Annotated in this window: 23 protein-coding genes; 4 read left to right on the top strand and 19 right to left on the bottom strand. The window is 37.6% G+C overall.

The features are described 5' to 3' along the window. Positions 1 to 12 precede the first annotated feature (12 nt). From IGJ00_RS02945 to IGJ00_RS02900, 10 genes are all read right to left on the bottom strand, one after another. Entirely contained in the window at positions 13 to 378 is a 366-nt protein-coding gene (locus IGJ00_RS02945) for a hypothetical protein (RefSeq protein ID WP_438844101.1), read from the bottom strand. A 40-nt stretch (positions 379 to 418) separates the two neighbouring features. Beyond that, positions 419 to 976 (bottom strand): hypothetical protein, encoded by a 558-nt coding sequence (locus IGJ00_RS02940; protein WP_438844100.1) that lies wholly within the window; start codon positions 974 to 976, stop codon positions 419 to 421. Between the two features lie 24 nt (positions 977 to 1,000). After that, the gene (locus IGJ00_RS02935) at positions 1,001 to 1,519 is read right to left on the bottom strand and encodes a hypothetical protein (RefSeq protein ID WP_019722371.1); all 519 of its coding nucleotides are present in this window, start codon (positions 1,517 to 1,519) and stop codon (positions 1,001 to 1,003) included. 32 nt (positions 1,520 to 1,551) lie between these two features. After that, complete coding sequence (locus IGJ00_RS02930; RefSeq protein ID WP_074802048.1) at positions 1,552 to 4,023, bottom strand: BspA family leucine-rich repeat surface protein; 2,472 nt, start codon at positions 4,021 to 4,023, stop codon at positions 1,552 to 1,554. A gap of 267 nt (positions 4,024 to 4,290) precedes the next feature. Then, a complete protein-coding gene (locus tag IGJ00_RS02925; protein ID WP_438844099.1) occupies positions 4,291 to 5,766 on the bottom strand; it encodes a helix-turn-helix domain-containing protein in 1,476 nt (491 codons plus the stop codon). A 635-nt stretch (positions 5,767 to 6,401) separates the two neighbouring features. Continuing rightward, the gene (locus IGJ00_RS02920) at positions 6,402 to 7,430 is read right to left on the bottom strand and encodes a hypothetical protein (protein ID WP_438844098.1); all 1,029 of its coding nucleotides are present in this window, start codon (positions 7,428 to 7,430) and stop codon (positions 6,402 to 6,404) included. A 170-nt stretch (positions 7,431 to 7,600) separates the two neighbouring features. Then, positions 7,601 to 8,191, bottom strand: a complete 591-nt coding sequence (locus IGJ00_RS02915; protein WP_074802045.1) for a hypothetical protein — start codon at positions 8,189 to 8,191, stop codon at positions 7,601 to 7,603. 381 nt (positions 8,192 to 8,572) lie between these two features. Further along, positions 8,573 to 8,950, bottom strand: coding sequence for an LPXTG cell wall anchor domain-containing protein (locus IGJ00_RS02910; RefSeq protein ID WP_438844097.1), 378 nt, complete (start codon positions 8,948 to 8,950; stop codon positions 8,573 to 8,575). Between the two features lie 38 nt (positions 8,951 to 8,988). Continuing rightward, complete coding sequence (locus IGJ00_RS02905; RefSeq protein ID WP_438844096.1) at positions 8,989 to 9,441, bottom strand: hypothetical protein; 453 nt, start codon at positions 9,439 to 9,441, stop codon at positions 8,989 to 8,991. 101 nt (positions 9,442 to 9,542) lie between these two features. Next, on the bottom strand, positions 9,543 to 11,621 hold the full coding sequence (locus IGJ00_RS02900) for a BspA family leucine-rich repeat surface protein (RefSeq protein ID WP_438844095.1): 2,079 nt from the start codon (positions 11,619 to 11,621) through the stop codon (positions 9,543 to 9,545). An 807-nt stretch (positions 11,622 to 12,428) separates the two neighbouring features. On the opposite strand from IGJ00_RS02900, the gene tnpA reads away from it, so the two are divergent. Both tnpA and tnpB read left to right on the top strand, forming a co-directional pair. Continuing rightward, positions 12,429 to 12,833: an IS200/IS605 family transposase gene (tnpA, locus tag IGJ00_RS02895; RefSeq protein WP_019724606.1), complete on the top strand. Its 405-nt coding sequence runs from the start codon at positions 12,429 to 12,431 to the stop codon at positions 12,831 to 12,833. Positions 12,834 to 12,849: 16 nt separating this feature from the next. Continuing rightward, positions 12,850 to 13,998: an IS200/IS605 family element RNA-guided endonuclease TnpB gene (tnpB, locus tag IGJ00_RS02890; protein ID WP_077152109.1), complete on the top strand. Its 1,149-nt coding sequence runs from the start codon at positions 12,850 to 12,852 to the stop codon at positions 13,996 to 13,998. 136 nt (positions 13,999 to 14,134) lie between these two features. Here tnpB and IGJ00_RS02885 read toward each other — a convergent pair whose 3' ends face one another. From IGJ00_RS02885 to IGJ00_RS02875, 3 genes are all read right to left on the bottom strand, one after another. After that, on the bottom strand, positions 14,135 to 15,028 hold the full coding sequence (locus IGJ00_RS02885; protein WP_438844094.1) for a transcriptional activator, Rgg/GadR/MutR family domain protein: 894 nt from the start codon (positions 15,026 to 15,028) through the stop codon (positions 14,135 to 14,137). A 192-nt stretch (positions 15,029 to 15,220) separates the two neighbouring features. Continuing rightward, the gene (locus tag IGJ00_RS02880) at positions 15,221 to 17,053 is read right to left on the bottom strand and encodes an ABC transporter ATP-binding protein (protein ID WP_438844093.1); all 1,833 of its coding nucleotides are present in this window, start codon (positions 17,051 to 17,053) and stop codon (positions 15,221 to 15,223) included. Beyond that, positions 17,034 to 18,776 carry an ABC transporter ATP-binding protein gene (locus tag IGJ00_RS02875; protein WP_074801540.1) on the bottom strand — a complete coding sequence of 581 codons (1,743 nt, stop codon included), beginning with the start codon at positions 18,774 to 18,776 and terminating at the stop codon, positions 17,034 to 17,036. Before IGJ00_RS02875 ends, IGJ00_RS02880 begins: the two co-directional genes overlap by 20 nt. 631 nt (positions 18,777 to 19,407) lie before the next feature. On the opposite strand from IGJ00_RS02875, the gene IGJ00_RS02870 reads away from it, so the two are divergent. Continuing rightward, the gene (locus IGJ00_RS02870) at positions 19,408 to 19,608 is read left to right on the top strand and encodes a hypothetical protein (RefSeq protein ID WP_074801543.1); all 201 of its coding nucleotides are present in this window, start codon (positions 19,408 to 19,410) and stop codon (positions 19,606 to 19,608) included. 28 nt (positions 19,609 to 19,636) lie between these two features. On the opposite strand, the gene IGJ00_RS02865 is transcribed toward IGJ00_RS02870, so the two are convergent. From IGJ00_RS02865 to IGJ00_RS02855, 3 genes are all read right to left on the bottom strand, one after another. After that, positions 19,637 to 20,233 carry a YitT family protein gene (locus IGJ00_RS02865; RefSeq protein ID WP_438844092.1) on the bottom strand — a complete coding sequence of 199 codons (597 nt, stop codon included), beginning with the start codon at positions 20,231 to 20,233 and terminating at the stop codon, positions 19,637 to 19,639. Positions 20,234 to 20,616: 383 nt separating this feature from the next. Next, the gene (fghA, locus tag IGJ00_RS02860; protein ID WP_115357306.1) at positions 20,617 to 21,459 is read right to left on the bottom strand and encodes an S-formylglutathione hydrolase; all 843 of its coding nucleotides are present in this window, start codon (positions 21,457 to 21,459) and stop codon (positions 20,617 to 20,619) included. Continuing rightward, a complete protein-coding gene (locus IGJ00_RS02855; RefSeq protein ID WP_115357305.1) occupies positions 21,440 to 22,579 on the bottom strand; it encodes an S-(hydroxymethyl)glutathione dehydrogenase/class III alcohol dehydrogenase in 1,140 nt (379 codons plus the stop codon). The genes fghA and IGJ00_RS02855 overlap by 20 nt, the downstream gene beginning before the upstream one ends. Positions 22,580 to 22,783: 204 nt before the next feature. Here IGJ00_RS02855 and IGJ00_RS02850 point away from each other — a divergent pair, with 204 nt between their 5' ends. Then, positions 22,784 to 23,140 carry a winged helix-turn-helix transcriptional regulator gene (locus tag IGJ00_RS02850; RefSeq protein WP_074801552.1) on the top strand — a complete coding sequence of 119 codons (357 nt, stop codon included), beginning with the start codon at positions 22,784 to 22,786 and terminating at the stop codon, positions 23,138 to 23,140. A 275-nt stretch (positions 23,141 to 23,415) separates the two neighbouring features. Here the strand turns inward: IGJ00_RS02850 and IGJ00_RS02845 are convergent, their stop codons facing one another. The 3 genes from IGJ00_RS02845 to IGJ00_RS02835 all read right to left on the bottom strand — a co-directional run bounded on the left by IGJ00_RS02845 (position 23,416) and on the right by IGJ00_RS02835 (position 25,091). Further along, positions 23,416 to 24,093, bottom strand: coding sequence for a hypothetical protein (locus tag IGJ00_RS02845; RefSeq protein ID WP_074801555.1), 678 nt, complete (start codon positions 24,091 to 24,093; stop codon positions 23,416 to 23,418). A 64-nt stretch (positions 24,094 to 24,157) separates the two neighbouring features. Next, positions 24,158 to 24,439, bottom strand: a complete 282-nt coding sequence (locus tag IGJ00_RS02840) for a hypothetical protein (protein ID WP_438844091.1) — start codon at positions 24,437 to 24,439, stop codon at positions 24,158 to 24,160. A 241-nt stretch (positions 24,440 to 24,680) separates the two neighbouring features. Continuing rightward, positions 24,681 to 25,091 (bottom strand): hypothetical protein, encoded by a 411-nt coding sequence (locus IGJ00_RS02835; RefSeq protein ID WP_161642541.1) that lies wholly within the window; start codon positions 25,089 to 25,091, stop codon positions 24,681 to 24,683. Positions 25,092 to 25,167 lie beyond the last annotated feature (76 nt).

Genomic DNA, 25,167 nt, shown 5'->3' with positions numbered 1-25,167 from the left:
ATTATTTTGTTTTTAGTAACTATTCTTTTTCGGACGTTTGTTACCTGAGCGATGATTCTTTCTAGTCGAAATAACAAGCCAGGCGGTAACGAGTAAATAGCCAAGCCACAAGAAACGCTGACCGCTCAAAGCGTTTGTTTTTGGTAGCTTCCCTTGTTTTAGTTCGGAAATATCAGCGACAAGGGTGTGCTTCTTGTCCTCGTTTCCATGTGATCCATTGATCGTTACACTTTTTTCTGTGCTAGTGTCTTCTCCAATTCGTCCAGTGACAGTGATTTGTCCCGTTGTCGTATCTGCACCAACTACCTCAGTAAGCAATCCATTAGCGATAATAAAGAATAGTCCCGTGATATAGAACAACTTCATTCTTCTTTGCATACGATTGATCCCTTCTTTTTGGGATTTGAGTGATTCTTTTTTACGCTACATTAGGAGAGAAACTCAAAACTAATTTAAACGTTGGGTTTAACTCTGCTGAGGCATTGACCGGCGTGACTTTACCAGTGAAAGTAAATTTTCCTTCATTCGTCCCTTGATTTCCTTGCAGTCTGAAAAGTTCAGCTACCGTTTCTGTTGGCTTGCCATCTTCAAACAAATCAATCGTATTCACTTTCAATGAGTCTACTTCAGCCATATTCGTTGGTGTATCTACGCCAGAAACGGAAGCAATCACGCCAACAGCAGAATTATTCGTAATCGTGTGTTCAGGTGACGTAATTGTGGTATGATTTGAGGCTTTTGTTGTGTAAAATAAGGCGGTTGTTGGAATCGTCACATTGATCCATTGATCCAATTCTTCAGGATTTGGACCAGGTGTCGTATTATCAAACTCACCGATGATTCCCCGTACAGTCACGTCTCCTGACGTCTCGCCTTCGCGTCCATCAACCACTTGCTCTGCGCCTGCGATTGTCCCAGTTACCATGATCCCTGCGATTGTTGCTGTACTTAGAAGTGCTGTTACTATTTTTTTCATCTAAATTCCCTCATTTTCTTTTTTTTAGTTTTTAACGATAATCATTACTTCCGCCTCAGTGACCCCTTGTTTTTCTTTCGTTTCAGGATCATAAATATTAACGGTGGCTTTAGCAGGATACTCTCCTTTAGTTAATTGTTTTTCCAATTTTACATTCTCTACGAATTGGTTTGGATGGATGGCACCCGAAGAATAAATCAACTCTCCAGTAGAGAGTAAAGAAATATCAACTGCGATCGGATAAACATTCGTCCCAGGATTGACAATCTCGATCGAGCCTTCACTCTGTCCGTTCTCAAAAACGGCTTCTGGATTGATTTGTAATGTAAAATAATTGGCATCGGCTACTTCTTGCGCTCGTTCCGCCAAGCGTTGATCAGAGGCATCACCAACTGCTGGTAAAAGATCCGCACTGATCAATGGCACCTGATCTTTTGATTGATTGAAATAATAGGCAAGACCACCGGCAATCAACGAAAATAACAAAAACCACAAGAGCCATTTACGCTTATTTTTATTTTGTGCTTGGTTCGTTTCCTCCAATGGCTTCACCTCCTTGTTAACTATTTTTTTCTTTAAATTCGTGGGACGAATCTTAACACGATTCGGTAATTAGGCACGAGCGTGTTCTCGTAATAGCCTCCTTGCTCAATCTCAGTATTATCAACCCACCGTGGATAATCCCCATAAAATTCTCCCGATAAGGAAAGCGGTGTACGGTCTCCTTCTGATAAACGAATCAGATGTTGCTCTGGCATCGTTGCGTATAACTGTTTTTTGACCTCTGGAGTTTGAATATTCAAGCGCAACAATGGCTTCGTAATATCCTCATAACTAGGATCCTCCACATCACTTTCTACATAGTCAAGTGGATCTTCCCCTTCTTTCAAAAGAACGATTCCAGCAGGATCATCAATAGCAACTTGGTTGATATACGTATCGACAGCTACCGAAGATTGGTTGTGGATCTCATAGGTTTGGCTCTCAAACTGGCGGTTCGATTCTTCTCCGTCATACAATGATTCAAAGATCATTTTGACAGGGATCGTTACCCGCAAATGTTCAACTTTTGAGGTCAGATCGATACCGATCGTCATCTGATATGCTTTATTGCCGACTTCAAGAATAGCGTAGTAACTTCCGTCTTCTTTACTATCTAACGAAAGATCTGTCTCAATGATGCGAAAATCATTGGTCATGTCTTCTTCAGATAAGATATTTCTTGCTTGCGCACGACTTTCTTGGAGAATGAGCGCATGTAATGCTTCAACAGTAGCTAACTCGTTGATCTTAGAACGATCTAAGGTAAAGTTATTGCTCCGATAATCAATACCTTTGATGACTGTTTGCTCTTCTGTCACATCCCCAGTTGTATCCCCAGAAGGCTTTGACAGTTGGATTTCGACCGTTGACTCCGTTTCAAGACGTTCCATTTCTGCTAAATTGATTTGGAAGGAACGAACTTTCTGTTGGTTATCTTGATAGTCTCCCCAGACAATACGAGGAGAATCTTTTTCAAGAACAATCGTATTTCCTTCTGTGTTTTTATAGGTAATCGTCAAATGATCCACCGATTCTGTGGCATGACCGTGAATCGCTACAGATTGGTCACTCACAGGGTCCAGTTTGGCAATGAGTTGTTCAGGCGGAACTGGCTCCCAGATGTAAGTACCTGGATAAGTGCCATCATAGTTATTCATAAACTCGGTTGAGTTTTCAAACGCGATAACCCCCGTTTCGCTCGTTAAACTTTCTTCTAAAACCCACCGTCCTGTATATTGATCAGTTATTTCAATCTGTGGCAAATTTGTCGAACCAACTGATGACGCGGTTAGGAAAACCGTTTTTTCTCCCAGAACGATTGTCTTTAAAGGTGTATTATTAAACATAGCTAAAACAAAAATGCTTCTTGCTATATCCCAATTACTGATATCTAATTTTGTTAAAGACGTTGCACCATTGAACATATACACAGTAGAAACTAAAGCGGAGGTATTCCAATTACCTAAATCTAGTTCTGTGATTGAGCTTGCCGATTGGAACATGCCACCCATATCTGTGACATTTGACGTATCCCAATTACGTAAATCTAATTCTCTTAGATTTGATGTACCGGAAAACATCATCTGCATGTTTTCGACATTTGAAACATCCATTCTATCAATATTCTCGATTATTTCCAGATTTCGCAAGTCTATAAACAGAGCCCGTGAATTTTTTGGTAATATTACTTGATCTTCCACGATGATTTGCTTAACTGAAGAATGGGTTTTCCAAGGTGCATCTGCTACTGCGCCTGCTTCCCCACCATATAATGTGATTGTTTCAGTTCCCTTCTCATATTCCCAAGGGACCGTTCCCCATAGATTCTGTTTAGGCTCGTAAGTATAGACAACCGTTTGTTCTTCAACCCTAAAAGTCCCAGAGGCATTTTCGTGAGTCTTGCTCAATTGCCAACCACTAATGCTTAACGCTTCGGTTGTGTAGGTTTGATCAACTAACCCAGTCAGCACTCTAGGATTGGCTAATTGATTCCCTGCCTCATCTTCATGCTTTACAGTAATATTCCCACCTGGAACCGATTCATAGACTGCACGAATCACAGAGTTTCCAGCTCCATTTTGGCTTACAGCAAGATCTGGGATATTTGGACTAAATATGAATATTGGACCTGAAACGACTTCCCATCGTAAAAATCGGTAACCGGGATTGGGGAACGCGTGCATATTACCCATGCTCTGTCCTACCTGGAGCCATACCACATTCGATCCTGACGAATCAGTTCGTCTAGGATTACCACCAGCTGGTGGACTTGCAACTAATTCTAAACGATACTCAGTCGTACGATTACTTCCCTCTTTACTATTTTCTAATTCTTCTGATTCTTCTGTCTTTTCTGGATGTTCCGAAATCGCTGTTACTTCATGATTATCAGAAGAACTTGACTGATCAGCCGCATAAGTGAGTTGAAACGGGAGATGGTGCAAAAGCAAAGCCATGATCAATAATAACTTTCCAACGATTTGGCTAATTGTATTTATGTTCATACCACTCCTCCTAGTATTTGACCTACTGCATTATTCTTATTAGAAACTTATAGCGAGCAACGTTTAGACATTCTTTTTATCAACTGTCATTTCTTGTGGGCTCGAAGATAACTCTTTTCCCAAAAATTCTGTAAGTCAATTTGCATGTTTATTACTTCACTAAGATTACATTGATTTTTTAATGAAATAAAATCATCTATTTCATTAACGTCTGAAATAAATGAAAAAAAACAGTCGCTATTTTTATTAGCAACTGTAAGAAAAACATTAATTATAGGTTTTACGATAAGGATTTATTTTTCTTTCTAGTCGTTGCCAATCATGATCATCTGGAACAGCTTTTAACAAGAGAAAATCGCTCTCAATGATGTAATCTAAAAGATAGCGATTGTAGTTTGTCACAATCAAATCAATATGTGCGGCGTTCAATACTTCTTCTGCTAGATAATAAAGCGGTAAAAAAACTAATGTATGTTTACTCCCAAATTGTTGGCGTACACGAGTTATAATTTGTTGACAAACAAAATGATCCCCTTCCAGAAGAAAGTAAATTGTTTTACTTGGTAAATAAAAATCGAAAATTAAATTACTATAAATCGTTAAACTCACACTTATATCTTCCATGTATTTTGAAGAAATAGAGTAGTTTTTCCTTTCTTTTTTTAAAAAACCTAAATTCCGCTGATAATTCTCATTATCTGAGCGTATAACTGCTTTTTTTATCTCTATCGCCTCTTTATTTAATACAGGTGATAACAAATCATTTATTTTTCTAGAGAGAAAAAACGAACGTAAGAATGTTGTGATTTTTTGATCAATATTTTGGGGGAAATCAAATTCCTTTAGATATCGATTCGTGAGTTGAGAAATTTCTGTGCCTTCATGAAAATCTTTATAAAACTTTTTCTCTGATTCTTCATGGTCTAGGGTACGTTTACAGATAGTGACTAAATAAATCCAAGCGAATTCTTCTTTTGATAATTCGACCTTATAAAGTTTCTTGATGTCCTCTTTCAAAGAATGAAGGAGAGAGAAATTCTTTGCTTTGTATGCTAATTTCGCCAATTTTCTTGGAATCTCTATAGAAAAACCAAGTCCTGCACGTTTGATTGCGATATAAAAAGTATAATAAAAGGCTGCTGGCGTAGTTCCAGATCCAACCTCATCTTGGCCCAATTTATTGCTTAATTTTTTTAAAACCAATTCATGTAATTCAATATCAGGAACGAGCGTATAGGGGGTTTCTACCCCTTCATAATAAAAATCCTTGAAGAATTTTCGTAAATTTGCTTCTCTTCCTTCAATCGACACTGGATTAGATACCCACTCTAGTCCATAACTCTCTAAAACTGCGGTTGATCGGTTCAATAATCGCCGAAAGGTACTCTCAGAAAAATGATAGAAATGTGCAAGTTCATCGATATTTGACAATTCCCCTAAAAAAATATTGCCGATAATTTCAAATAAACATTCATTTTCTAATAATTGTTGTTTTCTTTCTTGGTATATCGAAGTTTTTTTTTCTTCAAAAAGGATTCCACTATTGCCTGACTCTAAACTGATACAATCATCAAAATAGTCTTTGATATACTTGATATCATTGGCAATCGTTCGTTGTGTCACTTGGATTTTTTCGGCCACTTCTCCAATCGTAAACAATCGTCTTCGTTCAATCATACTCAATATTCGAAACAAACGGCTAGTCGTCCGATTACTGATAAATGCCAATTGTAAGTCTTTCAAGTTTTCCACCTCATTTTTTAAATGAACACTTTTCTTTATACTTACATATAAATAACACAACCAATCGGAATGATAAACTATATTGTTTCTCCTTGAGAGAAAAAACGAATATAAAAGTGGCAGATCTTAACGTTCTATTTTGCTTCTTAAACCTTATGGTAGTTATGATTTATTCAATAGTTACACAACGCTTTCTAAATGATCATTTGTACCCATTTTTATAATTTTTTCAGGATTCCAAATGGATCCTACTGTTATAAACAGCGTTACCAACAAAGTCATTATTTAAATAAAAAGGACTATTTTTGCCAATTGGTCAATCTTATTAGTTATTACCCATGTATGATCCAAAAAGCTGATACCCCTTACATAAAACCAGCTTATTTATAACAATTTATTTATGTATTTTTGCTTAATATCCATACACCCAAGTTCTTGATCTCCCTCAAAATCCATTTGCTATTATCGTTTTTTGTATTCCATGCTTTAGTACCTTACAAAAAAATCCAATAAATAAAAAAACATATCTTTCTCCTTCGTCAGATAATACGTAGGAGAAAGACATGTTGAATATTTTTTTCATATCCGATTAAATAATTTATTGGGATCAACGTGGAACTTTCCATTTCAATGAACTATTGCTCCCTTCTCGCCCAATGCCGCCAAGTCATCATTTCATGGAAGGCAACATGCACATCTAATTGCTTCTCCGACGCTCCACCATTTGCCTCATCTGCCCATTTCAGCGCATACTCTGGTACCTTTGCCAATTCAGCATGCATATAGTCTCTTCCAAATCCAATAAACTGAGCGTTAGCTGCTCTATCTGGTTCCTCTCCAGATAAAAAAACTGTGCCTGAAAGAATGATTGGTTTCCCAACATTTCGTGCATATGCTAAATGTTTTTTAGAAGCCTCTGCAATTGCATTTGCTGTCGTTCTAAAAGACATCACTACTGTCGTATTGGCTTCTTCGATCATTGCTCGGTAAAGTAGCGTTTCTTTGCCGCGATACGTTACTGGATATCGTTCACGATCCCACCACATTCCAGTCGACCAGTCAAAGATCGTGTAATCTCCATATGCATCCGTTGCATCAACTGCAAAATCAATCAACTGTTGCATCATTCTTGCTTGTACGTCATATCCTTTATCCCAATAACGATCTCCCGCTCCATCTCTTAATTGATTCGGTTCAACATTCAAATGTACACCAGCAAACTGTGCATCTTTTGCTACATTTTGATACGCTAAATACCCTTTCATCAATTGATGAAAACGATTAGGATTGTCTAGCCAAGTTCCATGATTACTAAGGAGCAAATAGACTTTAATCCCCCTGTCACTCGCCGCTTGAATAAAATTTTGTGTGGGGATAACTACATTAAGCGTTTCAGAAGGACCAAAAGTGTTACTCGGATTTACCTCGCTTAACCTGGTTTGATTCAAATAAATCTCTGTTATCCCATTGTTCTTTGCATAGTCTAAATAACTTTCACTATACGCTAAACTCAAATTACTCGTATCCCACCACCAGACACCTACGCGCTCAGTGTTTGGTTGGAAAAATGATTCATCTGCCTGTACGACGACACTAAAAAAAGTGCTGAATGTAATAGCAAATAAAATCGTTACAAAAATGTTGACGAAGCTTCTTTTTTTCATTTGATTCATTCCTCCTGTATACGTAAAAGTAGGCGATTCTTCTTTATCAATGAATAGTGACAAAAAATAAGCCCTCTCCTTAAAAATCATTCGTCAAACTTTTGAAGATGATGGCTTATCTTTTAGTCATTTATTTGAGTAAACGTTTTTTTCCTAGTTATCTATGATGATTATGGCGTCGGCACAACCGCTTGGAATTGTAACACCATATCAAACGTCGGAACGATCACATCTGACGTATTTGTATTAGGAATCGCTGTTCCTGTAAAACCAAACGTCCCAACAGGTGCTGTTCCACCTTCAGCTGTATTTTTTGTCAATGACATGAATGCTGCTGGATTACTTAGTGCCGTTCCATTTGTCACGATTGGAATCGTCGTATTCTGACCAACTACAGCTAATTCTAACGCTGATAAACTATCTAAGTTCGTTGGATTTGCTAAATCAGTGATATTGATATTCACGTCCCACGCTGAATTATTTGTTACAGTGTAGCTTGGTGATTCAACCGCGGTATGCCCGGATGCACCGGTTGTAAAAAAGATCGCCGATGTTGGCACAGTTACGTTGATCATTTCATCTGGATTTGTTGGTGGATTGACACCAGGATCGACAGTATTATCTAAACCAACACGACCTGTAACTGGAATATTTCCATCTGCCTGTCCATTAAATGTAGTGGCTGCGACAGAAGCAGCACCTGCACCTAATAACGTGCCCATCATTGCAACTGTTCCGAATAACTTCGTATACTTCTTCATCAAATTTGCTCCTCCATGTTCTATTGATTGATTGGCAAACAAGAAATCATCGTTCGCATCAGCTAGCAGCCACTTCCAATTCAGATGATCTTATCCAATACTTTCGACTTCTTCTATCCAGCTAAGGAAAAGTGATTTTATTTTGACCAACATTTACTGAGTTTTGGTATTTGTGGTGGATATAGGCTGGGCTGTTGATCAAAATAAATGGTCCAGCAAAAAAAACAAACCATTGCGGGTGGCTACTTCACTTCATTTATTCGCTATGATCCAGCAGGATCATACGATCTCGAATTTGATAGAAGCTGCTAGTTGATACAGACGATGATTCTTGTTCATTGTGTTCAAATTGCATCATTCTTATAAATATTCGAATGGTCTTTAAACGTGTTTCTCTTTTTTCAGAAAAAGGAATCGGCTACTTAGTAAAATCAAAAGAATTCCAGCTAACTGCACCCATAAATTTCCTTCACTGCCGGTTTTCGGTAAGTTTGCAAGTAAACTCGGCTTACTCTGTGTTCGATTCGGAAGTTTTGATGTGTCTACGACTAAAACATCTCTATTGTTTCCGCTTGTTCCATTACCTGCCCCTGGTCCGGTATTTGTTCCCGTACCTGGTTCTTGTGGTGTGTGCGTACTACCGATTTGCCCTTCCACACGCTTGAAAAATGCTTGGTTTTCTGAGGCATGAACAGCGTAGCTAGCACTCGCTAAAAAGAAAACTCCTACAAACAATAAAAGTTGTGTCACTTTACGCATGAATGTACCTCCTTTCTTTAGATGATCATTTAACGTTTTTAATTGTTGATCGTGATGACAATCTCTGCTTCTGTCACTCCTTGTCGTTCATTCGTTTCTGGATCATAGATATTGATGCGGGCAATGGCTTGATATTCCCCTTTTTCAAGTGGTTTCTCTAGTTTTGCACCAACAATTTGTTGATTCGGATGAATCGATCCAGAAGAATAAATCACTTCTTCTGTCTCCGCTAAAAAGAGATCGACCGCGATCGGATACACATTGGTCCCCGGATTGACGATCTCGATCGTCCCTTCTGATTCCCCATTCTCAAACACAGCAAAAGGGGCAATTTGCAAAGTGAAATAATTGGCATCTGCAATCTCTTGCGCTCGTTCCGCCATTTCAATGTCGCTTGCATCTCTCAAACCTGGTAACAACTCTGCACTGACGGTTGGTACAGGCTCGTTTTCTTGATTATTGAAATATAAAAAGACACCCCCAATGACCAAGAGAAGCAACCCCAAAGCGATCCATTTCTTTTGATTTTTCTTTGCTATTCATCTTTCTCCATTTCTCTGATAAGATTATTGCTCCATTCGCTTAATATGAACTAATGTGACAGATTTGGCCCGAATCGTAGAACTAGGTTGAAAGTTGGTGTTGCATGGCTGCTCCCTTCAGGTAATTTTTCAGCTGCACCTGTAAATGTGAAAGTATTAGCTTCTTCAATCGCTAAATCGAATAATCGAAATGCCTCCGTTTGATAGCTACTACCATGATGGATCAGTAAATTTTCTTTCCCGTCCCCCACTATATTCAATGCTTCAACGATGTCCATGTTCTCAAGCTCTGTGGGTGCGACTACATCAACTGAAATAGCAAACGGAGATTCATTCCCGATCTCATAGTCCGGTGAAATGATTTGTCGATGGTTTGATGAAGAAGTAGTGTTGAAAACGGCAGATATTGGGATTCTTACAGATAGTAACTCCCCCAAGTCTTCAAAAACTGCTACCAATTTAGTGTGCTCTTCTCCCATCATAAAAGTAGTCGTGGATTCTTTCTCATCTGCAATCGTCCCTTCGCCGCTTTCGATACGCCAATGAGAAAATCGCCAGCCAGCATCAGCTGTTGCGTTGATATCGATTATTTGACCACTCTCAACACTTGCGACATCTTGGGAAACAGTTCCTTGACCTTCCATTCCAATAGTAAGGCTTGAGAAGATCCGCGGTTGCCATACCCATGTATCAGCCATAGTCGCTCCATCATACGTTGTTGCTAAATCTGCACTCGATAACACATGCGTGCCACGCGGGCGTTCAGATGTTCCTGCACCAACATTTCGCCAGAAAGGAAAATGTGTATCTGTCTCTCCAAGTTCAGCCAGCCCATGATTGGCAGGAAATTGGAAACCCGTTCCTAACGTCAATTTTTGTAAAGGTGCATCGCGAAACATCAAGGTAGACACTGCTGTGCTTCTCGAATCAAAATTTGCTAGATCAAGTTCTCTTAAATTGGCACAACCTGAAAACATCAATTGCATATGCGTTACCTTACTCGTATCAAAATTGGATAAATCGAGTTCTGTTAGTGCCGAAGCATTCATGAACATCCCCATCATATCGGTTACATTACTCGTATCAAAATGACTAAGATCTAGTATCGATAGATTATCTAACTCACTAAACATTTGCGTCATACTTGCCACATTACTCGTATCAAAACTAGAAATATTCAAGTTCTTCAGGGACAACATGAAAATAAACATATAGCTCATATCTGTGACATTACTTGTATTAAAACTGGATAGATCTAGTTCGGTAAGTGTGTCTGTATACTGAAACATACCCGCCATGTTTACTACGTTACTCGTATCAAAGTTAGAAAAATCCAGTTGATTGACCCTTCTCATTCCAGAAAATGTGCTCATCATTGATGTAACATTACTTGTATCAAGAGAGGTGATGTCTAGTTCAGTAACTAATGATAAATAATGAAACATGTAACTCATGTCTGTCAGATTACTTGTATCAAGATGATGCATCCCCTCAACACGTTGAACTTGTTGCATCCCTTCAAAAAAACCTCGCGTACGACCACGTCCTCCGAGTTCTCCCCAACCACCTTGATCACTATAATTATTCGTTCCACGTTGAGAGCCAACTAGTTGAATGTCTCCTGTTAAAACGATGCGATTAATAAACGCAGCTAAATGGGGTGCATTAAAGTAAGCATCTTGCTCATAATTTCCTACGGGATCGTTCACTTCATCAAAAATACCAGATCCTAATGTCAGTGTCCCCGTATTATCGATTACCCAAGGAATCGTACCAACTTGACCTGTATATACCGCATTGATCCCAGGCGGGAGTGCGATTTTTCCCATTTCGCTAGGTGCATCAGCCCCCTCTTCTTCCATTTCTGGCTGATCCACTACTGGTCTTGCTTCTTGAACTGGTAAGACATCTGCTTGATTCCCTTCGTCCTCCTCCTGATTTGCTTCCAAAGTTGTTTCCTGATGACTCTCGGATGCTACTGTTGATTCTTCTATATCAATTGATTCATTAGTAGTCACTAACTGATCATTCACTAATCCATCTGATTGAACATCTGGCGTGTGAGTATCGATTGCTAGTACTTGTCCAACTGGTAAAAATAGCATCATACTCGTTGTCAATGTAATCAATGAACGTTTTTTTTAAATAGACTTATTCGTCACGATTTTTACCCTCCTCCAACTGTTACCCCAATAGTATTTGATGATTGATTAAGATGATTTATTTTTCTGTAGAAATATGTTTGGTATATTTACCAATAACAAAAACCACAACAAAGCGCTTTGTTGATACACAAAGTGTAGCATCACATTATATTTTAATCTATTTATAATTTTAACTCGATCCAGAAAAAAATCTGTACTAATCATGTTAAAATTATCACCTTTATACTTTGTTTTACCGATTAAATGTTATTTAATTTCAGTTGCTTAATTTTTAACCTGATTTTTTTTTAGAATACTGAAAAAGAAGTTTTCGAATATTATTTTAGCAAGGATAAATGATTAAGAATAGAACGTGGAAATCCATCACAACAACCATAGAATTTTTTGATGGTTGTTTTATCTTTAGAATCATTACAAACAACATAAAATGATGTTCGTTTTTTTATTTATTTTTTTTTTGATTTTTTATCATTTATCCGAGGATTGAATCAAAAAAACCTTCCGACCAATGAATGATCTGAAGGCTTTTTCTATCGTAATATCAGCTATCTTCTAATTTAATCGAATGAATAATTTCCAAATAAAAACGTTCGAGTATATAAGATTTTAACAGAATTAGGCAGAAGTCGCCCATCCTCTATAGGTGGGTGATGAATGCCGTTCGGTATGAGGGTTACCGTTGGTAACTCGAAGACCGACAACTAAGGCGTATTGCTTTTTTATTTTGTCTCATGTTAAAATCAGTCTATACAAGAAATGAGTTGATATAACATGGAATTAGACACAAATAACCATTCAGTATTTCTTCTTTATTATCACCTTGTTTTAGTAACGAAATATCGTAGACAAGTAATTGATAATGAAATATCTAACTACGCTAAAGCGACTTTTGAAAGAATCTCAGAATCGTATCACATCACTTTAGTTGAGTGGAATCATGATAAAGACCACGTTCATATTATGTTCAAAGCTCAACCAAAAACAGAATTGACAAAATTTATCAATGCCTATAAAAGTGCTAGTTCACGTTTGATAAAGCGCAATTATCCAAGAATCAAACAATTTCTTTGGAAAGAAATGTTCTGGTCAAAAAGTTTTTGTCTTTTGACAACTGGTGGAGCACCAATTGATGTGATTAAGAAATATATTCAAAATCAAGGAAACAATCATAAATAGAAAGCAGGCGAGCTTTATGGAGCGACTAAAAGCATATAAATTTAGAATCTATCCAACAGAAGAACAAGAAACCTTCTTTGCTAAGTCTTTTGGCTGTGTCCGTAAGGTCTACAATCTAATGCTTGATGACCGAATGAAAGCTTATAAAGAAACTAGGAAAAATTCCTCTAAAAAAATGAGTTTTCCAACGCCTGCAAAATATAAGCAAGATTTTCCGTTCTTGAAAGAAGTGGATAGTCTTGCTTTAGCAAATGCACAACTCAACCTAGATAAGGCGTATAAGAACTTCTTTCGCGATAAGTCCGCCGGATTTCCTCGTTTCAAAAGCAAGAAAAATCCAGTTCAAAGCTATACGACTAACAATCAAAATGGAACAATCGCTTTGATTGATAATCAATTTGTCAAACTTCCTAAGTTGAAGTCGTTAGTTAAAATTACGCTCCATAGACAACCTAAAGGTCTGATCAAATCCGCTACAATATCACGTCATTCTAGCGGTAAATATTATATTTCTTTATTGTGTAAAGAAGAAATAGCTGAGCTTCCTAAAACTAATTCCGCTATTGGAATTGACCTTGGTATAACTGATTTTGCAATCCTTTCTAATGGTCAAAAGATTGATAACAATAAATTCACGTCAAAAATGTCAAAAAAACTAAAACGTGAACAACGTAAGTTGTCAAGACGTGCATTATTAGCTAAACAAAAAGGTATCAATCTGTTTGAAGCTAGAAATTATCAAAAACAAAAACGTAAAATAGCACGACTACATGAAAAAGTAATGAATCAACGCAATGACTTTCTAAACAAGTTGAGCACAGAGATTATCAAAAATCACGATATGATCTGTATAGAAGACTTAAATACAAAAGGTATGTTGCGTAATCATAAACTAGCAAAAAGTATTTCGGATGTTTCATGGTCTAGTTTTGTGACTAGGTTACAATACAAAGCTGACTGGTACGGTCGAAAAATTATCGAAGTGGATAAGTGGTTCCCATCTAGTCAAATCTGTTCGAATTGTGGACACAAAGACGGCAAGAAATCTCTAGAAATTCGAGAATGGACTTGTCCTGTTTGTCATGTTCATCATGACCGAGATATCAATGCTAGTATCAATATTCTGACCGAAGGTCTAAGACTACATTCTATGGGATTAGCTTAGATCCAATCATCAAAAACCGTAGGAACTACGGGGATAGCTTGGTAAATAAGAGAAACCGCTGTGAGTAAAGAAATACGCTTGCAAGTATGCTCTATTCCCAAGAAGCTCCCACTTCAAGCGTTAAAAACCGGTAGGTTTAGCTAAGTGGTGAGTAGTTCACTTCTGCATAATCATGTGCGATCTTTGATAAACCTAGATTCTCTAATGTCGTTAAGGTGCGATCCATCAGTTCAATTGCTTGCTCCTTGTCGTGTTTCAACTGTGCTAAGCACCCCTCATAAAATGGTAAAAGAACAGCCTGTTCAATATGTTCCTCTCTAATGACACGGCTTTTCCAAAGATCAAAAAGTTTCGTTGCATAGTCCGCTTCACCGAATAAACAAAAAACGGAAAAAATGGTGATAAACGTTTGGTACAAAATATCTTTGTTGCCTGGTACTTTTTCAAATCGTTCACTTTTATCATTTGCCATTTTTACATACTGCCATAAAAGTTCAGGTTCCATCGAAACGGCGATGCGAGAAAATAATTTTAATTCATACACTCCCCATGTAGTAGTATCAGCTAAATATTGTTTTGCTGAATCAAGAAGATGACTGTGTGTCGAACTGGCATCAAGCATCGAAACGCCATTGAAAAAAGATTTTTTTGTCTCATAATTGAAACGGATCAATTGTAAAAAATGATCCAGCTCCAATGAATAATTATGATGATAGTAGGTTAGTAATTCTTGGTAGTTCGTTTGTAGTTTTTCTAATTCCTTTAATGAAGTCACATTTGCTGCGCGCATATACTTACTAATTTCCACGTGCAATGGTGAATGTGGACTTTCAGAATGTAACACAATAAATTCTTCAAATTTCACTTCTAACTTTGATAATATAAGATGGAACCTTTCACAAGAAATAGATAGCCGACCATTTTCAAATTGAGATAGCAAAGAAATAGATAGTTGTTCATCCACTAATTCTTTTAGTAGCATTCCTTTCGCTTTGCGTATCGTTTTAACGGTCTCTCCATAATTTTTCATCTACACACCTCTTAAAATATTTTAATTCAAAACTCACCATAATCTCATCCCATTATATTATAAAGTTAATAGTAAGATACAGTTAATTTAGCTAAAAAACACAAATATATATGTTCTAAAGCAATGACTAGACAATAAAAAGCTATCATCTACAAAATTCAATTTTTGTAAATGACAGCTTCATTTTCATTTCTACGAGGCAAACTGGCTATTGTATAGTTCACTATACATACCGTCTTTTTGTAATAACGTTTCATGATTACCAACCTCAACAACATTTCCTTCTTTCATGACTAAAATCACATCGGCATTTTTAATTGTCGAAAGACGATGAGCAATAACGAAACTAGTCTTCCCTTTCATCAGATGATCCATCGCTTTTTGGATCTCTAATTCTGTTCTCGTATCAATACTCGATGTCGCTTCATCCAATAACAGGATTGGCGGATTGGTCAATATTGCTCGTGCAATACACAGCAGCTGTTTTTCCCCTTGAGATAAAGAGGCATTCTCATCATTCATGACTGTATCGTAGCCATTAGGTAACGTTCGAATAAAATGATCCGCTCGTGCCATTCTTGCGGCATCTACGATCTCAGATTTCGAGGCACGATGACGCCCATAAGCAATATTCTCACTGACTGTTCCTTCAAACATCCATGAATCTTGAAGAACCATTCCAAACAACGAACGTAGATAATGGCGACTCATTTTTTTTGTGTCCACGCCATCCACTTTGATCGATCCGGAAGTTGTCTCATAAAACCGCATCAACAAATTGATCAACGTTGTTTTCCCAGCACCAGTTGGGCCAACAATCGCCACCTTTTGCCCAGCTTTTACTTCAAAATCCACTCCATCCATCAATAGTTCTTTCCCATAGCCAAATTGAACATTCTCAAAAGAGATATTCCCTTTTGGTGCTTTGATCCTACTGTTTACTTGACTATCTTCTTCCATTTCCTCTTCATCGATGGTCTCAAACACTCGTTCCGCGGAAGCAATAGCAGATTGTAGGGAGTTGAATAAAAATGAAGCTTCAGTCAAAGGCTCTTGGGACATCTGGATATACTGGAAAAAAGATAAAATTTGACCAATAGAGATGCGACCACGGATAACAAAGATAGCTCCTAATCCAGCAATCATGACATAACCGATTTGGTTGAATAATCGGATGATCGGCATGATTGCAAACATGATGAATTGTGCTTTCTTATCATCTCGATACAACTGATCAATCGAATTTTTTGTTTGTCCGATGACTTCATGCTCTAAATTAAATGCCTTGATTTCTACCTGTCCTGAAAAATATTCTTCAATCTTGGTATTAAAAATCCCAACAGAACGTTGACGATCTGTAAAAATCTTATTACTTTTTATCCCCACAAGCATGGTGATGACTAACCCGATCACTATTGCTCCAACGCCAATCAACGTCAACGTTCGATCAATGCGAAGCATCAAAATGACCGCTCCAACAATGGTGATTGCTGAGGTGAATAAGCGCATGATCGCATCCCTTAAAATTTCATTCACACGCTCTAAATCATTGGTGACACGACTTAAAATCTGTCCTTTTTGATTGGTATCATAGAAGTTCAAAGGAACCTTTGTTAACTTTTCACTGACCTGTTCCCTCAAAGACAACACTAATTTTTGAGATACTGAAGCCATCGCATACTCTTGAAAATAGGAGAAGATCGAACTGAAAAGATAAACCCCTATCAACAGTAAAATAACTTCAGATAACCGTCCAAAATCGATCGAAATCGCTGTACCCTCGCTAAATGACAACGCCACACCTTCAAAGATGATATTGATCGCATCAGCAAATATATTGGGTGCCCATAGATTCAGCAGCACACCTAAAGTAGCAAACAGAAAAGCAATCAGCATTAGCCATTTTTGTGGTGCCAATGCTTTGATCATGCGCCATAACGTTTTTTTACTATTTTTCGCATGATCGACCGAGATTCCTCCTCCGCTATCCATCACGTCATACGTATTATTGTTCTCTGAGCTCATTTTCCAGCTCCTCCTCACTCAGTTGAGATTTTGCGATCTCAAAATAGGCACTGCAATTTTCTAATAACTCTCTGTGTGTTCCTTTTCCAACAACCTTACCTTCATCTAAAACGATGATTTGATCCGCTTCTTTTATTGAAGTGATTCGTTGTGCAATAACGACCATCACCGATTTCTTTGTGACTTCTTTCAACGAGCGTCTCAATGCAGCATCTGTTTGATAATCCAATGCAGAAAAACTATCATCGAAAACATAGATTGCTGGTTTTTTCATGATCATCCGTGCAATTGACAACCGCTGTCGCTGACCACCAGAGAAGTTTTTCCCACCTTGCACAACGTTTGATTCATATTTTTCTGGAAGCTCATTGATAAAACTTTCTGCTTGAGCAATCGTGGCTGCCTGTTCCATATCTTTTAATGAAGCTTGTGGATGACCATGCTTTAAATTATCAGCGATCGTTCCACTGAATAAGAAAGCTTTTTGTGGGACAAACCCAATTTTGCTACGCAACTCTTCTTGTGATAGGTCTTTGACATCCATACCATTTAAGATAATTTCGCCACCCGAAGCTTCTAACAACCGTGGAATCAATTTCGCCACCGTACTTTTCCCAGAGCCTGTTCCACCAATGATTGCCGTTGTCGTTCCTTTCTCACAAACAAAATCAATATTTTGCAATACTGGACTTTCCGCATCACGATAAGAAAAGCTGACATTTTTAAATTCTAAGCGTACATCATAATGACCATTCAAATGCGCCCCACCGTCAGTGATTTCAGGTCGATAATCTAAAACTTCAAGAATACGATTGGCACATACTTTTGCTCTTGGCAAATTGATTGCTGAAAAAACAGCCATCAATAGATACATCAAGATATTCATTGCATACTCAATGATCGCCATGATATCACCGATCGCCATGTTTCCTGAATCCACTCTCATCGCACCAAACCACATGATTGCCACTGTAGAAAGGGACATGACCAACATCACGATCGGCATCATCACTGCAAACAGTCGATTGATTTTGATATTTAAATTCGCAAAATCAACAAACGAAGCATCCATACGTTCCTTCTCAAGTTTTGTCCGATTGAAGGCTCTCACCACTCGAATACCTGACAAATATTGTCCGACGATCCCATTGATTTTATCCAATCCCACTTGTGTTTTCTCAAAAAGGGGAAAAATCTTCAAAGTGACCCAGCCGAAGACAATCGTGAACAGAATAGCTGTGATCAAAATGATCAACGCCATATAACCATCTCGTATGTAAGCCAATATCAATCCAACGATCATTACAAAAGGCGCAGGAATCATCGTTTCAAAAAACATGCTGATCGTCGACTGCAACTGCTCGATATCATTAGTTGCTCGTGTGATCAACGAAGAACCGCTAAAATGCTTGAAATCTTGATACGATAACTGTTGTGTATGCTTGAACAAACGATCGCGGATATTTTTAGAAAAAGTCGTCGCAATCTCAGCTGAGTAATACGTGGCTAAAATAGAAAAAATACCTGTCAGTATCGCAACCCCCAACATAATAACCCCCGTCGTTTGGACATAATCCATATCTTGCATGACCACACCTTCATTGATGATATTAGCCGTCAAGGTAGGTAAATATAATGTTCCCAACATTTGTAGTGTGATGAAAAGTAGTAATAAACCTACCTTCAATTTACTTAAATGTGCCGTTTTAAATAGTTTTAGCACGTTGATCTCTCCTTTACTTCTTTCATTTTCAAACCTTTTTTTCTTCTTGTGTAATAGTACAAAAATAAGTATACAGTCTCCCATAATAGGAGAGTCAACGGTTATTCAACATGTTTTTTTCACGTGGAGAGGAAAGGGCATAGATGGGAGGTTTTTAGAAGAAAATGTTGAAATAGAAATGAAGGAATGCACAACTAGAAAACTGTTTATAGGATAAAAAGAAAAAAATGTGACAAGCTCTTATAGATACTTATTACAGCTTTTCGCTTCTATAATATCTAGTGTTGATGACAAAATAAAAATAATCGTTTTCCCTACAAATTGGCTTACTGTAAAGAAAGAAGTAGGTATTATCTCCTACGTGATTCAATTATTATCGATCCATTTACGTAAACCGATCTTAAAACTAAAAAACTCGATACTAGTTAAAATAGTCAAAAACCTAGGATAAGAACCAGAGATCACTGTGGTATCTATCCTGGGTTTTTACTGTCTTCCTTGGTCATAATCATACATACTTTTTTTCTTACAAAACACACTCATTCGTGCCGTTAAAATGGACTCCATCTCTATTTATATCTTTGATTTTTATATTCATTTCTCATAAGCTACTTTTGATTCAGAAATCGAAGTGATACACGATACATTGACCTATAACTGGGGACAAAAAGTGTTTCGTTTTTACGACTACGATAAACATATCGTTGAAGTTTCAGAAAGCATTCAAGGTGTCTTCAATCGTCTATATGCGCAAGGGTTGAGCCTTCCGGAAATCGCTGAACGCTTTGGTGAGCCACTCGAAATTGTCAAAGAGCGTTACAGTATCTCCTAAACTCCAAGAATAACTAAACTATCTACCTCTAAGAAGTTTGTCTATTCTCAATAGATTTATAGGATATCTTAGAGAATAGGTTCATCGTTAGAAAAACTAGAATATTCGAGGCCAATGCAAGTAGAAATTGATCAAACCCAAAAATACCCCAATTTAGCAGTATGACTATACCATCTATGAAAAACAAGCCTGTAGAGAGTTTTATATTGAAATATTTTTTTAAAATTATCGGTGGAATGGACGTTCCTCCACTAGAAGAATTTTGTGAATAAACAATGGACATACCTACAGAAAAAATTAGACTCCCCAAAACGATCGATAAAATTTTATTTTCAGTAAACATTATTTTAGGTACATAGGTTAACAATAACGGTAGAACTAAACTACCATATAAAACTTTCATAAATACTTGTTTACCTAAATAAATGATTGCTAATAGCAACATAACTGAATTTAATGCAAGCACGACGAGTGAACGATCTACTTGAACAAGGTATTCAAGTAATATTCCTAAACCACTCGTTCCTCCAGCAGCAATATAATGTGGGCCAAAAAACATATTGATACTAATTGATAGTATCAATAGCCCCAAAGTAATCATTAAATATTTGAATAGATTTTTCATATGCGCCTCCTAATATTTTTTAATGTAAGAACACAAAAAGGGATTAGATAAGAATATTCTTATCTAATCCCTTTGGATCCTCCGAAACTTTAATTAAGTTAACACATCTATTTTAAAAAGTAAACCTGTTAATTTTATTTTTTAATTTTGACTCACAAAATTACACCGCTATAAACAGTTGAAACTAGTATCCGGCAGAACTCCTTTCACTAATTGGCTTTCGTGGCTCTGTGCACGATCTAGTCAAACTAAAGAGGTATCTCTCAAAAAAAATTTCAGGTTTCACTGCTTATTGCTTAAAGTTGCATCTTTCTGTCTTCTTCTGATTTTTCAGTTAGTTGCTCGTTTGTCTGACTCACATTCCATCTCTTACAATGGTTTTTTCACTGTTTCAGATAGGTTGCATGAAAAGCAATATGTTGTTCTACAAATGTAGCAATGGTGAAGTAGCTATGATCATAGCCTTCTTCTTTTTGGTAGAAAACTTCGTGTTTCGCTGATTCTGCTGCTGTTAAAAAAGCTTCTTCATTGAGCTGGACTTCATAGAATGGATCAGCCGTTCCTTGTGTGATCAGGATAGGCGGTTGACTGGTTGTTTCTTTTTTGATCAGCTCAGTGGCATCCCATTCACTCCATGTCGCTTGGTCAGCACCTAGATAAGCGGTGAATGCTTTTTGTCCCCATGGTACGTTTGAGGGGTTCGAAATCGGTGCAAAAGCAGAGATTGAAGCAAAGCGTGCTGGATTTTTCAGACCGATCACTAACGAACCATGCCCACCCATGGAATGACCCATGATACTTTCTTTTCCAGAAAGATTTGGGATCAAGGAGTAGATGATTTCAGTCAGCTCTTTCGTGAGATAGTCGTACATTTGGAAGTCTTTCTTCCAAGGTTCTTGTGTGGCATTCAAGTAAAAACCAGCCCCTTGACCGAGATCCCAATCTTCACTGTCAGCAACATCTCCCCGAGGCGATGTGTCCGGCATGACGAAGGCGATTTGCTGTTCTGCTGCATAGCGTTGGAATCCACCTTTGATACTGAAGTTATCATCTGTACTTGTTAAACCAGCTAACCACCAAATGAGTGGGATTTCTTGGTTTTCAACGGTCGTTTCTGGTAAATACACGCTGAATGTCATCTCACAATGTAGCGTTTCTGACAGGTGACGGTATTTGATTTGTTGCCCACCAAACGACCGATGTGTTTCAATTTTCTGTAGTTCCATCCGTGTCACCTCCATAAGTAAGCATGGTGCGAATCGATTCACCACGATGCAATAATTCAAGTGACTCATTGATTTGTGTAAAATCCAAACGATGGGTGATGAATGAATCTAAATCGATTCCACCCTTCAAGTAATCTTCCACCATACCTGGCAATTGGCTTCGCCCTTTGACACCGCCAAAGGCAGAACCACGCCAGACACGACCAGTCACTAGTTGAAACGGACGCGTGTGGATTTCTTTTCCAGCTCCGGCTACACCGATAATGATGCTTTCGCCCCAGCCTTTGTGACATGCTTCAAGCGCGGAACGCATCACTTCCACATTGCCAATACACTCAAAACTATAATCTACGCCACCTTGGGTCATTTCTACGATGACTTCTTGGATCGGACGATCGTGTGTTTTAGGATCAACAAAGTCCGTTGCGCCCATTTTTTTAGCTAACGGCCATTTTTCAGGGTTCATATCGATTGCAATGATTCGTTTAGCATTGGCTTTTTTCAAGCCTTGGATTACTGCTAAACCAATCGCTCCTAGTCCAAAGACAGCTGTGACAGCACCTTCTTCGACTTTTGCAGTGTTTTCCACGGCGCCTAATCCTGTTGTTACACCACAGCCTAATAGAGGAACGGTATCTAGAGGAGCATCCTCTGTGATTTTCACCAAATTGATTTCATTGACGACAGTATACTCACTAAACGTACTCGTACCCATATAGTGATAAATCGGTTCGCCTTTGTAAGAAAAACGGGTCGTACCATCTGGCATTAGACCTTTTCCTTGCGTTTCACGGACAGCAGAGCATAGATTGGTTTTTCCTGACAAGCAAAACTCACACTTCCCACATTCAGGTGTATACAATGGAATCACATGGTCCCCCACTTCAACAGAAGACACATCATCCCCAACTTTGACAACGATCCCGGCGCCTTCATGACCTAAGACCGCAGGAAAAACACCTTCTGGATCTTCCCCTGATAAGGTAAACGCATCTGTATGACAGACAGAAGTGTACAAAATTTTTACCATGACTTCCGTCGGTTTAGGATCAGCAACATCGATTTCAACGATTTCTAACGGTTTTCCTGGTTCAAATGCTACGGCAGCTCTACTTTTCATTTTTCTTCCTTCTTTCTTATTCCGCTCGTCTGGTTCTTAGTTATTGAGCGAATCCGCAATCTTTCCACTTCATCGTATCATAGGCTGTGTTGAGAAACAAAACTGACAAACTTGTCAGTATCCTCAATTTCTTTACTTCCATTGGTGAGCTTTGTATAATAGCAACTATTGCTGTCGAATAAATAAATCAAAGTGAGGTCCTTTATGTATCAATACCATGAAAAAGAGTTTACCAATACGAAAGATTTAGCCATGCACGTCCTTAGTGGAAAATACAAGATCGTCTTGATTTGGTGTTTTTTACAACAACCGATTTTACGATTAAGTGAGATTGAGAAAATGTTACCAGACATCAACCAACGCATGTTGATTCGCCAATTAAGAGAATTAGAAAGCGATCATTTACTCACACGTAAAGTCTATCCCGTAGTCCCGCCAAAAGTAGAGTATCAATTGACCGAGATCGGGCGCGAACTCTCAACGATCGTCCAACATATCTGCGATTGGGGCGATCATTATTATGAAGTCGTTGCTGATCTTTCACCTGACACAGTAGATTGATTTTCTTATTTAAATCATCAATGACTATTGATTGTTTTATCAAATCGATGAATTTTTCACTGAAAACAAAACTCCCCATAAAGCTGATATTTGGAACGAGGGAAATTCCTTATCGACTCTATGGGGAAGCTTAATAATCAAAAGTGTTGCGCCTACTTATCGTTTTATCCCAACGAGCAAAAGATAGTTAGGAAATCTCTATTCTACATGAAAAAATTTACAGAGTTATTGACAATGAATCCCTAGTTATTTATACATGTTTGTGTTTTCCCGACCTACATAAACGAAACAATATCTAGGTGATCATCGGATTCTAAACGAACATTTGCTCCTGACCCTGTATTGATATCTCCAACTGTCGCTCGATCACTCACGATTTGGATTTTTTCTTTTCTATCTGCAGATTCAATCACCATGATTTCTGCAAAAACAGTTGCTGTTGTTTCTGTTCCCATACCAACCATTGTGAACGAACCTGTGACCGTGCACTCTTCTTCTGCTTTATTAAAAATCTCTTTGACTGAATTACGAAGAACAGTGTCTTCGAGAGAAGCAGTAAATGATTTTTGATTCTGATAGTTATCATAACTATTTCCACTAGCTACCCCAAACAAGCCTAACAACCAACTAGTACGGCTTGTGTTTTGCCTTGAATGTTGTTCTAGTTCTTCATGGTGTTCCGATTTGTAGTTCCTTGTGACTTGATTAACAATTTCTTTAAAATTTTCCTGACTGATCGTATGAACTTTGATATCGACTGTTAGACTACCAGTTACACCACGTGAAATTCGTGCACCACCCTGTACCAACTTTCCTTTTCCTCGCTGAACATGGATTTCTCTTAACTCTTCCGTATGAATCGATGAATTAACTAATCGGTCTTTTACTTGAAAATTTTCTAATATTCCGTCATCCATGATATCCAACATGAGCATTTCGTTCGATTTATCCATTGTTATAGGCTCCTATTCTCAAATTTTCCATTGAAAGTATGGATTTCTTAGAAAGTACGTTTACTTAAAATTCAAATGTCACCGCTTCCAAAAATGTCACTTCATCTTGTAAATTTTTGTTGATTTTGTAAGTCACTAATTTTTCATTCTGAGTTGGGCCTAACATGTTGACTTTGCACAAGATCCAATAGTTTGTCCCAGTAACTACTTGTGTGCCTAATAGTGCAAAAGGTATTGCTTTACTACTGTCCATTAGCGTTTTACGAGCTTCTTCTACCAGCTTCTTGTGTTCATCAGTAATTGTTGGCGATTCTGGGATAGTGATCCCTCCGTCAATTCCAGTCATACATATCTCCTCCTAAGATTATTTAAAAAGCGCTTACCGCTTCTTAAAATAAGATTAATTTATTTTTAAAAAAACATCAAATAAAACAACCTGAGATAGTTTAACAAGCGTAAATAAGCCATTCCACTCATATCCAAACTTTTCTCCATTTAAAATATCACTTACCGCCAATAAAAAAATAGCAAAAAAACGTAAATAGACAAGAAATAAAGGACAAATATACGAATGATACAGACTACATTCAAATACTTATATAAATATGACCAACTTCAACTTTTTCTTTTTTTAACAAATCAATAACATTTAAAGTTATTTTAAATAACTTCGTTTCAGAAAAATATAAATTTTTCGCTTTTATTATTTTCAAAACTGTCCCTACCCATTCTTCTGAAAAATCAAAAACTAATTTTTTCGAGGATACACAAGTAAAATTATTTTTATTTTCTACATGTATGCTATTTGTTTCAGTATGTTGCTCATCGATTACCTGTACCAGATAAGTCGGATTATAATCTTCCATACGAAATACCCAGTCTGTTTCTGAATCTATTAGAAAGGTACCACATAGATGGATAGAAGTATTGGCAGTTTCTTTGTACGAAACTTCTTCTAATTGGATATTATTAGTGAACAATTTAATTCTATGTTCCATTTGTTCTCCTCTTTTCTCCTAGGAATTTTCTGCTACTCTCTCATCTCTATTGATTAAATCATTTCATCATCTGTCA

The organism is Enterococcus sp. AZ062, assembly GCF_051715065.1.
In the GTDB taxonomy this organism is placed as follows: Bacteria; Bacillota; Bacilli; order Lactobacillales; family Enterococcaceae; genus Enterococcus_B; species Enterococcus_B mundtii.
The sequence above is the reverse complement of the archived record's forward strand: the minus strand, read 5'-3'. Positions and strand labels throughout refer to the sequence as shown.

Coding starts and splice junctions, on each gene's coding strand:
- IGJ00_RS02940 (WP_438844100.1), bottom strand. CDS start 976: ATGAAAAAAATAGTAACAGCACTTCTAAGTACAGCAACAATCGCAGGG.
- IGJ00_RS02915 (WP_074802045.1), bottom strand. CDS start 8,191: ATGAAGAAGTATACGAAGTTATTCGGAACAGTTGCAATGATGGGCACG.
- IGJ00_RS02840 (WP_438844091.1), bottom strand. CDS start 24,439: ATGACTGGAATTGACGGAGGGATCACTATCCCAGAATCGCCAACAATT.
- IGJ00_RS02920 (WP_438844098.1), bottom strand. CDS start 7,430: ATGAAAAAAAGAAGCTTCGTCAACATTTTTGTAACGATTTTATTTGCT.
- IGJ00_RS02845 (WP_074801555.1), bottom strand. CDS start 24,093: ATGGATAAATCGAACGAAATGCTCATGTTGGATATCATGGATGACGGA.
- IGJ00_RS02850 (WP_074801552.1), top strand. CDS start 22,784: ATGTATCAATACCATGAAAAAGAGTTTACCAATACGAAAGATTTAGCC.
- tnpB (WP_077152109.1), top strand. CDS start 12,850: ATGGAGCGACTAAAAGCATATAAATTTAGAATCTATCCAACAGAAGAA.
- IGJ00_RS02880 (WP_438844093.1), bottom strand. CDS start 17,053: ATGAGCTCAGAGAACAATAATACGTATGACGTGATGGATAGCGGAGGA.
- IGJ00_RS02930 (WP_074802048.1), bottom strand. CDS start 4,023: ATGAACATAAATACAATTAGCCAAATCGTTGGAAAGTTATTATTGATC.
- tnpA (WP_019724606.1), top strand. CDS start 12,429: ATGGAATTAGACACAAATAACCATTCAGTATTTCTTCTTTATTATCAC.
- IGJ00_RS02835 (WP_161642541.1), bottom strand. CDS start 25,091: ATGGAACATAGAATTAAATTGTTCACTAATAATATCCAATTAGAAGAA.
- IGJ00_RS02865 (WP_438844092.1), bottom strand. CDS start 20,233: ATGAAAAATCTATTCAAATATTTAATGATTACTTTGGGGCTATTGATA.
- IGJ00_RS02945 (WP_438844101.1), bottom strand. CDS start 378: ATGCAAAGAAGAATGAAGTTGTTCTATATCACGGGACTATTCTTTATT.
- fghA (WP_115357306.1), bottom strand. CDS start 21,459: ATGGAACTACAGAAAATTGAAACACATCGGTCGTTTGGTGGGCAACAA.
- IGJ00_RS02885 (WP_438844094.1), bottom strand. CDS start 15,028: ATGAAAAATTATGGAGAGACCGTTAAAACGATACGCAAAGCGAAAGGA.
- IGJ00_RS02910 (WP_438844097.1), bottom strand. CDS start 8,950: ATGCGTAAAGTGACACAACTTTTATTGTTTGTAGGAGTTTTCTTTTTA.
- IGJ00_RS02855 (WP_115357305.1), bottom strand. CDS start 22,579: ATGAAAAGTAGAGCTGCCGTAGCATTTGAACCAGGAAAACCGTTAGAA.